The sequence below is a fragment of the Thioalkalivibrio sp. ALE21 genome, from assembly GCF_003208255.1.
Taxonomy (GTDB): domain Bacteria; phylum Pseudomonadota; class Gammaproteobacteria; order Ectothiorhodospirales; family Ectothiorhodospiraceae; genus Thioalkalivibrio; species Thioalkalivibrio halophilus.
The window spans coordinates 60936-73716 of sequence record NZ_QKMA01000013.1 but is presented as its reverse complement, the minus strand read 5'-3'; the positions used below and the strand labels follow the sequence as shown (position 1 = coordinate 73716).

The window sequence follows — 12781 nt, the reverse complement described above, 5'->3', positions numbered from 1 at the left end:
CGAAGAGGGGGCTACGCGGTGCGCCAGGCGGGAGAGGCGCCGCGCATGTTCTATCGCTTCAGCAAGCCGAGCGATCCGCATTTCCCGACGATGCTGGAATTTTTCGCCCGCGAGCCGGGGCATCTCCCGCTCATCGAGGACAGCCACCTGACGCCGGTGCCGATTGACGAGGCGGTGGTCAGCCTGTCGGCTATCCTGCTGGACTCTGACTACTACACACTCATCCACGCCCAAAAGCGCGAGCTTCTGGGCGTACCGGTGATCACCGAGTACGCGCTGATCCCGCTGAAGGCGCGCGCCTGGCTGGACTTGAGCAAGCGCAAGGCCGAGGGTGAGCCCATCGATTCCAGGGACGTGAAGAAGCACCGTAGCGATATCCTCCGGCTGTACCGCATGCTCGTGCCGGGCCAGACGGTTGAACTGCCCGAGACCGCGCGGCGTGATCTGCACGAGTTTCTGGATGCGCAGCGAGGGCAACTGGATGCGGGTTACCTCAAATCCCTTGAGATCACCGATGAGAGCGGTGACGAGATCCTCGATCGACTGGGGCAGATGTTCGGAGTGCAGGTATGAGTGAGCAGCAGGCCGGCCAACAGTCGCAGACGGTGGCGGAAGCGCTGGTGGCTGCCGTGCGGCGCAGCGCCCGCTATAACCCGGATGTGGAGAGCGCGCCGCATTGCATCCTCTGGACGGATCGCGAGCAGCAATGGCAAAGCGTGATCCCGGCACTGCAGGGCGATATGCCGGAGTTGCTGGTCCTCGGTGAGTACGTTCCCGTTGGTCCGGGGCCTTTCGGTCGGATCAGGCGATGCTCGATCCCGTGGTCGGCACATAGCCGGTCGAACGGGTGGCGCCCGGTCGGCTCGCGTTCCTCCGTGGCTGCAAAGCGGTCCGTGAACTCCTTGCCGTTGTCGGTGACCACGTGCGTGACATGGAACGGCGCCCGTTCGATCAGCTTCTTCAGAAAACCGCGGGCGGCCTCGGCCGTCTTCGAGCGCCGCACCTCCAGATAAACCCAGCGCGAGGCGCGGTCGCTGGCCACGGACAGGTAACCGCGCGAGAACTCGTCGGCCATCCGGGGCAGGTACTTCACGTCCACCGTAAGACCACGTACGGCCGGGCCAGGATCCGTACCGATGGCCCGGCCCGCAACCCGTGGGATCCGGCGCTTTCGCCGGGCGGTTCCAGCGGAGGCGCGGCAGCGAACGGCCCTGGAGCTCGTGCTGCGGTCGAGGACGCTCCCGCTGCTGCGGGCCTCCGGGCTGATCGAGCGTCTGGTCCGTGACGAGCTGGGACGGGTCCCGTTCACCCAGCTGGCCAATCTGACCGGCGCCCCGGCGATGTCGGTGCCCCTGCACTGGACCCCGCACAACCTGCCCGTGGGCGTACAGTTGGTCGCACCGGTGACCGGCGAGGCCGGTCTGTTCAGTCTTGCCGGTCAGCTCGAGACGGCGTCGCCCTGGTTCGACCGCGTGCCGGCCTTGCCCTGACCGTCGGGTTCAAAGCCGCCGCGGCGCAGAAGGGCCTTCTCGGCCTCGACCAGCGCGAACAGGGCCAGGCCGAAGGCAAGGATGCGCAGCCACTCCTCGAGGCCGATGGCGGTCGTGCCGAACAGGAACTGCAGCGGCGGTGCGTAGGTGAACAGGCCCTGCAGCAGGATCAGGATCGCGATCGCGATCAGGGCGGCGCGGCCGTTGAGAATGCTGGTTCGCGTGAGGGCGGGCCCCAGTTTGGAGCGGCTGCTGAGCATGAAGAAGATCTGTCCCATCACCAGCGTGTTGATGGCGACCGTCCGGGCGAAATCGAGATCCATTCCCTGCTGCTGCAGCCACAGGAAGTGGCCGAAGGTCCCCCCAACGAGCAGGGTCGAGACGAACCCGATCCGCCATAGCAGGAAACCGGACAGGATCGGGGCCCTGGCCGGGCGTGGCGGGCGTTGCATTGCGCCGGGTTCGGTCGGTTCGAAGGCCAGCGCGAGGGCCAGCGTGACCGCACTGACCATGTTGACCCAGAGGACCTGCACCGGGGTCAGGGGGAGGGTCTGACCCAGCAGGATCGCAGCGACGATCGTGAAGGACAGACCGCCATTGTTGGGAAGCAGGAACGTGATCGCTTTCTTCAGGTTGTCGTAGACGGTTCGGCCTTCCTCCACGGCGTTCGCGATGGAGGCGAAGTTGTCGTCGGCCAGCACCATCTCCGAGGCCTCGCGTGCGGCCTCGGTACCATTCCGGCCCATCGCGATTCCGATGTCGGCCCGTTTGAGGGCCGGGGCGTCGTTCACGCCGTCGCCGGTCATCGCGACCACATCGCCATGGCTCTGGATCGCGCGCACCAGCCGCAGTTTGTGTTCCGGGGTGGTGCGGGCGAAGACGTCAACGCGGGGAACCATGGCCTCGAGGTCGGCGTCCGACATTCGTTCCAGCTCGTGGCCGGTGACCACGTCGCCCTCGGTCCGGATACCGAGTTCCCCCGCGATCGCGCGGGCGGTCACGCCGTGATCGCCGGTGATCATCTTGACGCGGATGCCGGCCTCCCGGCAGCGGGCCACCGCCTCGATGGCCTCTTCCCGCGGCGGGTCGATGATGCCGCAGACGGCGACCAGGGTGAGCCCGCCGTCTTCAATATCGCTGAACCGGAGTTCGTGGCGGTTTTCCTCCATCCGCCGGGTTGCCACGGCCAGAAGACGCTGGCCGCGGGCCGCGACGCCGTCCATCCACTCCTGCCAGCGCTCGGCGTCCAGGGGCTCCTCGCCATCAGACGTACGCTGGTGAGTGCAGATGGCCAGCACGCGTTCCGGTGCGCCCTTGAGGAAGATGAATGACCCGCCTTTCTCCTCCTGGTCGTGGTGCAGGGTCGCCATGAACTTGTAGGCCGATTCGAACGGGATCACGTCATCGCGACTGATTTTCTTCTTTACCAGTGCCGGTTCCAGCCCGCCCTTCATCGCTGCGGCGAGGAGCGCACCCTCGGTGGGGTCGCCCTCCATCATCCACGCGCCGTTTTTCGCGTAGAGTTCCGCGTCGTTGCACAGCACGATCCCGCGGAGGACCTCCCCCAGAAGCGGGTCGCCGTCCGCGTCGGTTTCCGCGCCTTCCCGGGTGATGCCGCCGTGCGGATCGTAGCCGACCCCGTCAAGCTTGTATTCCGCCTCCGTGGTGATGATGCTCTTCACCGTCATTTCGTTACGGGTGAGCGTGCCGGTCTTGTCCGAGCAGATGGTGGTGACCGACCCCAGGGTTTCCACCGCGGGCAGGTGGCGGATGATCGCGTGGCGTGCCGCCATGCGCTGAACGCCGATCGCCAGGGTGATGGTCATGATCGCGGGGAGACCCTCGGGTATCGCCGCTACGGCGAGGCTGGCCGCCGCGAGGAAGGTCTCGACCAGCTCGTAGTCGCGCACCCAGTAACCGAAGGCGAAGGTGGCTGCGGCCAGCGTCACGATGACTACCGACAGCACCCGGCCGAACTGGGCGATCTGGCGCAGGAGCGGCGTCGTCAGGGTCTTGACCTCACCGATCATGGTGGAGATGCGGCCGAGTTCGGTATGCGCCCCCGTGGCGACCACTACACCGCGGCCCTGGCCGGATGCTACCAGGGTGCCGGAATAGGCCATGGAGCGGCGATCACCCAGGTCCGCTTCGGCCTCCACCGGATCGCTGTGCTTCTCGCTGGCCACGGACTCGCCGGTGAGCGCGGCCTCGTCGATGCGCATGTTGTGCGCATTCAGCAGCCGCAGATCGGCCGGAACCCGGTCGCCGGCCTGCAGATAGACGATGTCGCCCGGCACCACCTCCTCGGCCGGCAGGCTGCGGCGCTGGCCATCACGCAGGACCTGAGCGCGCGGCGAAAGCATCTGGCGGATCGCGTCCAGGGCCTTCTCCGCCTTGCCTTCCTGGATGTAGCCGATGATGCCGTTGATCAGCACCACGGCGAGGATGACCCCGGTATCCAGCCAGTGACCGAGTAGCGCGGTCACCGCTGCGGCGACAATCAGGATGTAGATCAGGATGTTGTGGAACTGCAGCAGGAAACGCTTCACCGGTCCGTCCTGCTCCGGTTCCGGGAGGCGGTTGGGACCGTGGCTCTCCAGACGTTCGGTGGCCTCGTCCCGCGACAGCCCGCGGTCCGGGTGGCTGTCCAGTTCGCCGGCGACATCCCGTGAGTCGCGGGCGTGCCAGTTCGAGGTGGACTGCTCCGGCCGGTCTGCCAATGCGCTTCCCCTTCATGGTCCGCCTCTGCATCGGCTTTCATCATGCCGCGAAGGGTGGGTGGTGTCACTCGTGCCGGGCTTCGCACATCGGCAGGACCGACACGCGATGGAAGGCGTCGTGCTCGTGATCCCCGTGGCAAAACGCTCGCGGCCCGGCGATGCTGACTCCGCGCAGGCGCGGACACCGTCAAACCAGGCCTCATGTGGGCTGCATGCCGCCCGGCAGATGCGGAATATTCACGGGCCTTGCAGGGTCTCAGCCAGAAAGCCCGACCAAGCCCTTCAACGCGGAGAACCCCCATGCACAAGACCCTTCCCACTCTGACGGCGATGGCCGTGGCCCTGGGCGTCAGCCTGCCGGCCACCGCGGCCGAACGCGTCACCCTCGAACACGACGGCCTGAACCTGGTCGGGCATCTCGCCGAAGGCAGTGGCGCCGCTCCGGAGGACGGCGTGGTGCTGATGCTCCACGGCACCCTGGCCCACGGTCGCATGGAAGTCATGACCGCGGTGCAGGACCTGCTGGCCGAACAGCACGGCCTCAACACCCTGTCGATCAACCTCAGCTTCGGCATCGACGAGCGCGAGGGCATGTTCGAGTGCGACGCCCCGGTGACCCATGGTCCCGAGGAACACATGGACGAACTGAGGGCCTGGCAGGACTGGCTGGCCGACCAGGGTTACGGACCGGTCACCCTGATGGGGCACTCCCGCGGCGGCAATCAGATCGCCCGCTACCTGACCGAACGGGAACCGGACAACATCGCCGGTCTGACCCTGCTGGCGCCGGCCACCTTCGACGCCGATGAAAACGCCGAACAGTTCCTCGAGCAGACGGGCACCTCGCTGGACGAGGCCCTGCAGGCCGCGCGCGAGAAGGCCGGGGCGAACGGGGGCATGCTGGAGGATCACCGCTTCCTGCAGTGCGAAGCGCTGGAGGTCGCGCCACGGGCATTCATCGGCTACTACGAGCCCGGCCCGCAGCACGACACCCCCAGCGTGATCGACGGCATCGGGACCGATACCCAGGTCATTATCGGCGATGAAGATGACGTGGTGCCGGAGCTGCCCGAACGCATGGAGGCGCTGGAAGACGACGACCGGATCCGGGTGGATACGGTGCTCGGTGCCGGGCATTTCTTCCGCGACTTCTTCGCCGATGACGCCGCCGACCTGATCGCCGAATTCGTTCGCCGCTGAGGGGGCGGCCACGTGCGGCGCGGGTCAGGGCATCAACGCCATCGCCGCATACAGGCCCAGCAACGACAGGCCGAACAGGACGGCCAGGCGTCCCCAGCGGGTCATGTGACGTTCGGCCCATTCCAGGTCGTGTCGGACGACCCGTTGTGCGCGTCGCAGCCGGGCCCGCAGGCGCGGGTGCAGCCGGATTTCGCGCAGCGGACTCACCCGGGCGTAAAGGCCCTGCGTGGCATGGATGAGCGTATTGGCGAGGACGGCCACGTCCCCCTCTGGCAGACGGTGTGCCATCCATTCGCGCAGCATCACGCCCCCCAGCGCGCCCAGGACCAGGCCCGCCAGGATGGGCCACAGCAGGGAAAGGTCCGCGAGTCCGGGTAGCGGCACACCCGGTGCCGCCAGGGCCGTCAGTGCCGCCATCGCGGGCAGGACCAGGGACATCGCCGCAATCAGGGCCCAGGGCAGCCAGCGCCCCGTCGGAACGGGTGCCGCCGCCGGTGCCAGATCCCTGCGCAGGCGCCAGAGGAAACGCAGTACCAGCAGGGTGGTCCCGATGGCAGCCAGCGTCAGCAGGGTGTAGACCGGCCCCGTGCTGTCCGTCGTCAGAGGGGCCTTCAGGAGATCCTTGGCCAGCGCCCCGCTTGTGAACGGCAGGCCGGCCAGCGACAGGCCCGGCAGGACGATCAGCCCAAGCACCACGTACCGATGGGCAGGAGAGTGCGGCAGCCGCCCGGCTATATCCACCGCGAGGAACAGCGCCCCCTTGGCCAGCCCGTGGTGCAGGGCATACAACGCCACCGCGAACAGCAGCGGTTCGCGCATCGCGGGCAGCAGCAGCGCGAGCCCGACCCCGGTGGTCATCAGGCCCATCTGGCTGATGGAGGAGTAGGCCAGGATGGTCTTGGGCCGGGCCTGCAAAAGTCCTGCCAGTGCACCCAGGAACGCCGCCGCCAGACCCAGACCGACCAGCACCTCGCCGAGCACCGCGTGGCCGGCGGCATCCAGCGGCAGCAGGCGCATCCAGCCCAGCAGCCCGGCCTTGATCATGGCGCCCGACAGCACGGCGCTGGCCGGTATCGGTGCGGCCGGATGGGCCAGCGGCAGCCAGAAGTGCAACCCGAGCATGCCGGCCTTGATGCCCAGGCCCAGCACCAGCAGCACCATGGCCCCGCCCTCGGGTCGCGCCGCGGCGATGGCCGCCAGCGTGGTCTCCCCGCCCGCCTGGTGAATGGCGAGCATCAGTCCGGCGAACAGCGCGACCTCGCCCAGCACCGACAGCACCAGATACAGCCGTGCCGCCATCCAGGCCTCGGCAGTGCGCTTGTGCACCACCAGTCCCCAGGCCGACAGGCTCATCAGCGAGAAGAACAGGTAGAACGACGCAGCGTCCTGCGCGAGGACCAGGCCCAGGTTGCCGGCCATCGACAGCAGAAAGAACACGAAGAAGCGCCGCCGCGCGGGGTCCTCGCCGCGCTCGTGCAGTGCGTGCACTCCGGCGGCCAGCCACAGTCCGGCGGTCAGGGCGAGGAACACCCGCCCGATCGGGTCCAGCCCGAGCTCCACCCCGGTCAGCAGCCACGGCAGCGAGGCCTGCTTGCCCTCCGGACCCAGCGCGGCCAGCAGCAGGGCGGGCAACGCGGCCCAGGGCACCAGACGCAGCGGCGCGCGGCCCGGCCGCAGCGACAGCGCCGCGGCCAGCAGCAGCGGAAGCAGCGGCACCCCGAGCAGGATGAACGCGTTCATGGGGCCACCCCCGTGCCGTTCTCCATGTCACCGCCCGGAACCAGGACGTATCCGCGTTCCACGATCAGCTCCACCCAGCCCAGCGGGCTCAGCTCCAGTCCGGCCAGCAGGCCCGGCAGCAGCGCCAGCACCGCCACGAACAGGGTCGGGAACAGCAGCATCCAGTGACTCTCGAAGCGCGTCTTGTGGGCCGGCGGTCGGGTCACCTCCGGTTCGGCCATCCAGCCGGCGATGATGGGCGGCAGGAAGTAGGCCGCGTTGAGCAGGCTGCTCATTGCCAGTATGCCCAGGATCCATGCCGCCTCGCCCTCCAGGGCGCCGAGGCCCAGATACCACTTGGAGATGAATCCGGCCAGCGGCGGCAGCCCGATCATGCCCAGCCCGCCGACCGTGAACGCCGCCATGGTCAGCGGCATGCGCCGGCCGACCCCGCGCATCTCGCGGATCTCGTGGATGCCCAGGGTCTCGGCGAAGTTGCCGGCACAGAAGAACAGCGTGATCTTGGTCAGGCCCTGATGCACCAGATGCACCAGTCCCCCGATCACGCCCAGCGGCCCGGCCATCGCCACGCCCAGCGCGATGTAGGAGACCTGGCTGACGGTGGAGAACGCCAGCCGCTGCTTGATGTCCTGCGCCCGCAGCGCCTGGATGGAACCGTAGACGATGGTCAGTGCGGCCAGCACCAGCAGCACGTCGGTCAGGTGCAGGTCCGCGGCCAGCTCCAGACCGAACACGTCGTTCAGGGTGCGCACGATGCCGAACGCCCCCGCCTTGACCACTGCCACCGCGTGCAGCAGCGCACTGACCGGGGCCGGAGCCACCATCGCCTGTGGCAGCCAGGAATGCAGGGGGATCAGCGCCGCCTTGACCGCGAAACCGGCGATCAGAGCCAGGCCGATGATCTGCAGGAGGCCGTGCAAATCGCCCGGCAGGTGCAGGAGGTAGCCGCCCGACGCAAACGGCTGGGAACCGGCGAGCAGGTTCAGCGCGATCACCGCGGCCAGCAGAACCAGCCCGCTGGTGACGGTGTAGGCGAGGTACAGGCGACCCGCGCGCAGGGCCTCCGGTGTGCCGCGATGGACCACCAGCGGCCAGGTGGCCAGGGTCAGGATCTCGTAGAAGATCACGAACGTGATCAGATTGCCCGACAGCGCGATGCCTACCGTCGCGCTTACGCACAGCGAAAAGAAGCCGAAGAAGCGGCTGCGCCGGGGGGAGCCCTCCAGATAGCCGATCGCGTACAGGGTGGTAACGAACCACAGGATCGAGGACAGGGTCGCGAACAGCAGCGACAGGGCGTCGGCCGCCAGTACGAAGTCCACGCCCGGTAGCAGGGTCAGCCCGAACTCGAAGGTTTCGCCCCGCTGGACGCCCAGGAGCAGCACCCCAACCAGCACGAGCTTGATCCCGGCCGCGCTCAGGTTCAGCAGCGTGCGCAGCCCGTGGCGTTCTTCCGGCAGGAAGAAGATCAGCAGTCCCGGCACCAGCGAACTGGCGAGGATCGCGATCAGCAGCAGGCCACCGTCCGCGTTCATGCAGCCACCGTCGTGTGTTCCAGAAGCCCGGTCAGGGAAGCGCCGGCCAGGCCCATGGCCGCCGCGCCCACGGCCAGTGCCAGCGGCATCCATTCCATCCCGGCGGAGACGTGGCCCCCGGGGTTGCGCTCTCCGGCGGCGAAGGCCGGAGCCACCATGCGCAGGATATAGGCGGTGGCCAGCAGGGAACCCAGCGCGACCATGACCACCCACAGCGCGGTCCAGACCTGCATGATGGTGGTGGTGTCCGCAGCGGCCAGCAGACCGGCCTCCAGAAGCAGGTATTTGGCCAGGAAGCCGCCGGTCAGTGGCAGGCCCATCAGCGAGATCCCGCCGAGGCCGAGAGCGAACACCGTGCGCCCGCGCGCCCGCAATACCGGTCCAAGGGCGTTCATGCGGTCGTGGCCGGCGGCCTTCTGGACCGTCCCGGCGGCCATCAGCACCGCGGCCTTCGCCAGACCGTGGGCGAAGGCAAAGAACACCACCACCGGCCAGGCCGCCGGATGCAGGATCAGGATCGGGAAGGCGAGCGTGATGTAGCCCATCTGTGCCACGGTTGAATAGGCTGCGACGATCTTGAGCCGGGGGGCGCGTAACGCCTGCAGCGATCCCCAGACCAGGGCCGCGCTGCCCAGCAGCCCCAGCAGTACGGCCAGCGCGGGGGTGCCCAGCGGCGCAAAGATCAGCAGCCATAGCCGCAGGATCAGGTAGAACATCGCCGCCACCACCATGCCCGACAGCATGCCGCTGACCGGCGCCGGCGCGCTGGCATGCGCGGTGGCCAGCCACACGTGCAGCGGGAACACCGCGGCCTTCATCAGCAGCCCGCCCAGCATCAGTGCGGCGGCCATGCGCACGGTGGGGCCGTCATCGGCCAGCTCGCCCAGCAGTTGCAGATCCAGCACGCCGAACTCGCCATACAGCAGTGCGGCTCCCAGCAGGAAGGACAGCGAGCCGAGCAGGTTGATCAGCAGATAGCGCATCGCCCCGGTCACCGCGTCGGTATCGCCGGTGAGGGCCACCAGTGCCACGGCGGACAGGCTGGCAATCTCCAGGGTGATGAACAGGTTGAAGGCGTCGCCCGACAGCACCAGCAGGTTGAGCCCGCCCCACAGCCACAGCCACAACGGCCAGAACTGGCGCTCCCCCGCGGCCGTGTGGATGTAGCCTCGGGCATACAGGCTGCCGGCCAGGGCCACCAGCGCGTTCAGCAGCAGCATCGCCAGCGCCAGCCCGTCGAGGTGCAGGGTGACCCCCAGGGGTGCCTCCCAGCCGCCCAGTCCGACCCGCACCGCGGGGGCGTCCATTCCCGGCGCGGCATCGAGGAACAGGCCGATGGCCGCCAGCAGCCCGAGGATCGCCAGCGGCAGTCCGAGCAGCCCGATGCGCCGGGCCTGCCATGGCCATGCGGAGGCGAGCAGCGGCAGCCCCAGCGAGACCGCCGCCAGGGCCCCGGTCGCGAAGATCAGGGTGTCGGGCGAGGCGGTACTCACCGGTCGTCGGGGTGCGAATCGCGGTGGGTTTGCAGTGGTCCGGGCAGCAGCACTGCATAGCCCGTCAGCCGTGCCAGATGCACGGTGAGGGCGAGGGCGAACGCGGTCGCGCTCACCGCCACCACGATGCCGGTCAGGGTGAGCGCCTGGGCCACCGGATCCGGCGGGGCGTTGCCCCGCGCGGCGATGCCCAGGAACACCATGAACACCCCCGAGCCCATGATGTTCACCGCCAGGATGCGCAGGATCAGGTGGCGCCGGCGGATCAGCCCGTGCAGGCCCAGCGCGAACAGCGCGGCGCCGCCGAAGGGGTACAGCGTGCCGGGGTCCAGGGATTCGATCATGTGTCCTCCCGCGGGGAGCGCCCGCCGATGAACAGGGCGACCAGGGTCAACGCGATGGACAATGTCGCACCGGTCTCGATGATCAGGATCAGGGGGTAGGCCAGTTCGCGCGGCCAGGTCAGCAGCGCGGGGCCGGCGAACAGCCCCCACAGCCCGATGGCGAGGAACAGCAGGGCACCGGCCGTCACGCCGATGCGCAGCAGGCGCGGATCCGGGTCGGGCAGTTCGTGCGGGCGGGCCAGGCTCACCAGGATGCCGGCCGCACCGAGCACCGCACCCGCCTGGAAGGCCCCGCCCGGCGCATGGCTCCCGGCCCACAGCAGGTAGACCCCGGTGACGATAGCCACCGGCAGCAGCAGGCGCACCGCCCCCGGCAGGACCGGCCCCGGGGCCGGGCGCGCGGGCAGCGCGTCATGGCGCCCCAGCGACCAGGCGCCCAGTCCGGCCAGCAGGACCATGGCCAGTTCCAGCAGGGTGTCCCAGGAGCGGAAGTTCAGCAGCACGGCGGTGATGCCATGGTCCACCCCGGAGACGTCCATGCGATCGGCCACCGTGGGTTGCAGGCCCGGGCCGTGTTCCTGCGTGGCCAGGGTCGCCATCAGCAGCCCGGCCAGGCCGACGGTCACCGCCAGCGTGATCCAGCGCCCGCGCGCCGGGGCCGGGGCGCAGCTCAGCGCGGCGTTGCCCGTCTCCGCTGCCCGTGACGCCGCGTCGCCGGTCGGCGCGGCGTCGGGGCCGTCGACATCGTGCGCCACCGGATCCGGGGGCGGGGCCGGGTCGTGGCCGGCGTCCGTACGCGGCCGGTTCATGATGTGCTTCAGCCGCTCCAGCGTGACCAGCAGCAGCGCCCCGGTGATGCCGGCCCCGATGGCGGCCTCCGCCAGGGCGATGTCCGGGGCCTCGAGGCGGACCCAGGCGATCGCCAGCAGCAGGCCGAAGGTGATGAACAGCACCACCGCGCGGAACAGGTCGGTGCTGGCCAGGCAGCGCCAGGCCACGCCCAGCAGCCCGGCCAGCAGGACGACGTCGAAGGTCAGCAGTGCCGCGTTCATTCGCGTCGCTCGAATTCGCCGTGGGTCCAGGTGCGCTGGGCGACCATGTGCGCCGCCGTGGCCCCGGCGGCCAGCACCAGTACCCAGATCAGCGCCAGCTTGAGGATCATCGCCGGGCCGTCCGCCTGCAGCATCAGCCCCAGCACGACCAGGCCCAGGCCGAGATTGTCGGCCTTGGTCAGCGCATGCAGACGGGTATAGACATCGGGAAAACGCAGAAGCCCCAGGGTGCCGGCGGCAAAGAACACCAGCCCCGCGAGCACCAGCACGGCGGTCAGCAGATCAGCGATCATGCGTGTCCTCCGCCGGGCCATGTGCCGGATCGTGCGGCTGTTCTTCCACCGGCTTTTCGTGCATTGGTGTGCCCGCCGGCTCCGGCAGCCCGTGCTGGCGCACGAACGCGACGGCCGCCACCACCGCCAGCAGCGCGAACACCAGCGCCACGTCCACCAGCGCCGGCTGGTCCAGGGCAAAGCCGAGCAGCAGCAGGATGCCGACCCCCGAGGTGCCGAACAGCTGGGCCGTCAGCATGCGGTCACCGGAGCCCGGACCGCGCAGCACGCGGATCAGCCCGAACAGGATCGTCAGCAGCAGAAAACCGGCGGCGGCGACCAGCAGCAGGTTCATCGTCTGGTCTCCCGAGCGTCGAGGTCGAGGCCGTAGAGCCGGGCGATGCGCCGTTCCAGTTCGCTCAGCGTGGCCGCGTTGTCGCTGCGGCCATCCAGCACGTGCAGCGTCATGCGGCGCCCCTCCAGGCGCACCGCCAGGGTCCCCGGCAGCAGACTGAGCATGGCCATGAACAGGGTCAGCGGGGGTCCGTGCGGCAATTGCACGAAATATGCCTCGAAGCCCGGTTGCAGCGGCAGGCGCGGGTGTACCGCCCGCCAGGCGACATCGACCCCGCCCTGCACCGAGGTGCGCAGGAAGAAACCGAGCAGGCCGGGCAGGGCGGCCGGTGTCAGGCGCAGCGCGCGCCCCGCGGGCAGCGCGAGCACGGCACCCCCGGTCAGGGCGATGGCCAGCCAGGCGAACGGATGCGCCAGCGCCGTGCCCCCGGCCAGCACCGCCCACAGTGCGGCCGCGGCCAGCATCGCCAGCAGCGCACGCAGCCACCCGGGCCGGCGGGCGCGCCGTACGGGCGGGTTCGAACTGGACTGGCGCGTGTCGTTCACGCCGTCATTGTAACGGCGCAGGGCGGCACCGCCAG

11 protein-coding genes and 2 pseudogenes are annotated in these 12781 nt (G+C 69.2%); 3 read left to right on the top strand and 10 right to left on the bottom strand.

What is annotated here, in order from left to right; all coding sequences use genetic code 11:
* A partial coding sequence (locus tag D893_RS10730) for a hypothetical protein (RefSeq protein ID WP_110619782.1) occupies positions 1 to 573 on the top strand: 573 nt, incomplete at its 5' end.
* A 211-nt stretch (positions 574 to 784) separates the two neighbouring features.
* Here the strand turns inward: D893_RS10730 and D893_RS10720 are convergent.
* A pseudogene (locus D893_RS10720) lies at positions 785 to 1099 on the bottom strand (DDE-type integrase/transposase/recombinase); the annotation flags it as partial.
* Between the two features lie 166 nt (positions 1100 to 1265).
* On the opposite strand from D893_RS10720, the pseudogene D893_RS13960 reads away from it, so the two are divergent.
* Positions 1266 to 1490, top strand: a pseudogene (locus D893_RS13960) (amidase family protein); the annotation flags it as partial.
* On the opposite strand, the gene D893_RS10710 reads toward D893_RS13960, so the two are convergent.
* The gene (locus D893_RS10710) at positions 1439 to 4210 is read right to left on the bottom strand and encodes a cation-transporting P-type ATPase (RefSeq protein ID WP_110619779.1); all 2772 of its coding nucleotides are present in this window, start codon (positions 4208 to 4210) and stop codon (positions 1439 to 1441) included. The pseudogene D893_RS13960 and the gene D893_RS10710 overlap by 52 nt on opposite strands.
* A 300-nt stretch (positions 4211 to 4510) precedes the next feature.
* Between D893_RS10710 and D893_RS10705 the strand changes: the two genes are divergently transcribed.
* Positions 4511 to 5410 carry an alpha/beta fold hydrolase gene (locus tag D893_RS10705; RefSeq protein ID WP_110619778.1) on the top strand — a complete coding sequence of 300 codons (900 nt, stop codon included), beginning with the start codon at positions 4511 to 4513 and terminating at the stop codon, positions 5408 to 5410.
* 24 nt (positions 5411 to 5434) lie between these two features.
* Here the strand turns inward: D893_RS10705 and D893_RS10700 are convergent, their stop codons facing one another.
* From D893_RS10700 to D893_RS10665, 8 genes are read right to left on the bottom strand one after another with little or no spacing between them, the layout of a single operon-like run.
* Positions 5435 to 7150: a proton-conducting transporter membrane subunit gene (locus D893_RS10700; protein WP_110619777.1), complete on the bottom strand. Its 1716-nt coding sequence runs from the start codon at positions 7148 to 7150 to the stop codon at positions 5435 to 5437.
* Positions 7147 to 8685: a proton-conducting transporter membrane subunit gene (locus D893_RS10695; protein WP_110619776.1), complete on the bottom strand. Its 1539-nt coding sequence runs from the start codon at positions 8683 to 8685 to the stop codon at positions 7147 to 7149. Before D893_RS10695 ends, D893_RS10700 begins: the two co-directional genes overlap by 4 nt.
* Entirely contained in the window at positions 8682 to 10178 is a 1497-nt protein-coding gene (locus D893_RS10690; RefSeq protein WP_110619775.1) for a proton-conducting transporter membrane subunit, read from the bottom strand. Before D893_RS10690 ends, D893_RS10695 begins: the two co-directional genes overlap by 4 nt.
* Positions 10175 to 10522 (bottom strand): NADH-quinone oxidoreductase subunit K, encoded by a 348-nt coding sequence (locus D893_RS10685; protein WP_018936126.1) that lies wholly within the window; start codon positions 10520 to 10522, stop codon positions 10175 to 10177. Before D893_RS10685 ends, D893_RS10690 begins: the two co-directional genes overlap by 4 nt.
* The gene (locus D893_RS10680; RefSeq protein WP_110619774.1) at positions 10519 to 11574 is read right to left on the bottom strand and encodes a hydrogenase subunit MbhD domain-containing protein; all 1056 of its coding nucleotides are present in this window, start codon (positions 11572 to 11574) and stop codon (positions 10519 to 10521) included. Before D893_RS10680 ends, D893_RS10685 begins: the two co-directional genes overlap by 4 nt.
* Positions 11571 to 11867 carry a monovalent cation/H(+) antiporter subunit G gene (locus tag D893_RS10675; protein WP_018945573.1) on the bottom strand — a complete coding sequence of 99 codons (297 nt, stop codon included), beginning with the start codon at positions 11865 to 11867 and terminating at the stop codon, positions 11571 to 11573. The genes D893_RS10680 and D893_RS10675 overlap by 4 nt, the downstream gene beginning before the upstream one ends.
* Positions 11857 to 12201, bottom strand: a complete 345-nt coding sequence (locus tag D893_RS10670) for a monovalent cation/H+ antiporter complex subunit F (RefSeq protein WP_110619773.1) — start codon at positions 12199 to 12201, stop codon at positions 11857 to 11859. Before D893_RS10670 ends, D893_RS10675 begins: the two co-directional genes overlap by 11 nt.
* A complete protein-coding gene (locus D893_RS10665; protein WP_110619772.1) occupies positions 12198 to 12746 on the bottom strand; it encodes a Na+/H+ antiporter subunit E in 549 nt (182 codons plus the stop codon). Before D893_RS10665 ends, D893_RS10670 begins: the two co-directional genes overlap by 4 nt.
* Positions 12747 to 12781 lie beyond the last annotated feature (35 nt).

Bases quoted from the DNA above. Each gene is read 5' to 3' on its own strand.
- D893_RS10700 (WP_110619777.1), bottom strand. From the start codon at position 7,150: ATGAACGCGTTCATCCTGCTCGGGGTGCCGCTGCTTCCGCTGCTGCTG.
- D893_RS10705 (WP_110619778.1), top strand. From the start codon at position 4,511: ATGCACAAGACCCTTCCCACTCTGACGGCGATGGCCGTGGCCCTGGGC.
- D893_RS10675 (WP_018945573.1), bottom strand. From the start codon at position 11,867: ATGATCGCTGATCTGCTGACCGCCGTGCTGGTGCTCGCGGGGCTGGTG.
- D893_RS10670 (WP_110619773.1), bottom strand. From the start codon at position 12,201: ATGAACCTGCTGCTGGTCGCCGCCGCCGGTTTTCTGCTGCTGACGATC.
- D893_RS10680 (WP_110619774.1), bottom strand. From the start codon at position 11,574: ATGAACGCGGCACTGCTGACCTTCGACGTCGTCCTGCTGGCCGGGCTG.
- D893_RS10685 (WP_018936126.1), bottom strand. From the start codon at position 10,522: ATGATCGAATCCCTGGACCCCGGCACGCTGTACCCCTTCGGCGGCGCC.
- D893_RS10695 (WP_110619776.1), bottom strand. From the start codon at position 8,685: ATGAACGCGGACGGTGGCCTGCTGCTGATCGCGATCCTCGCCAGTTCG.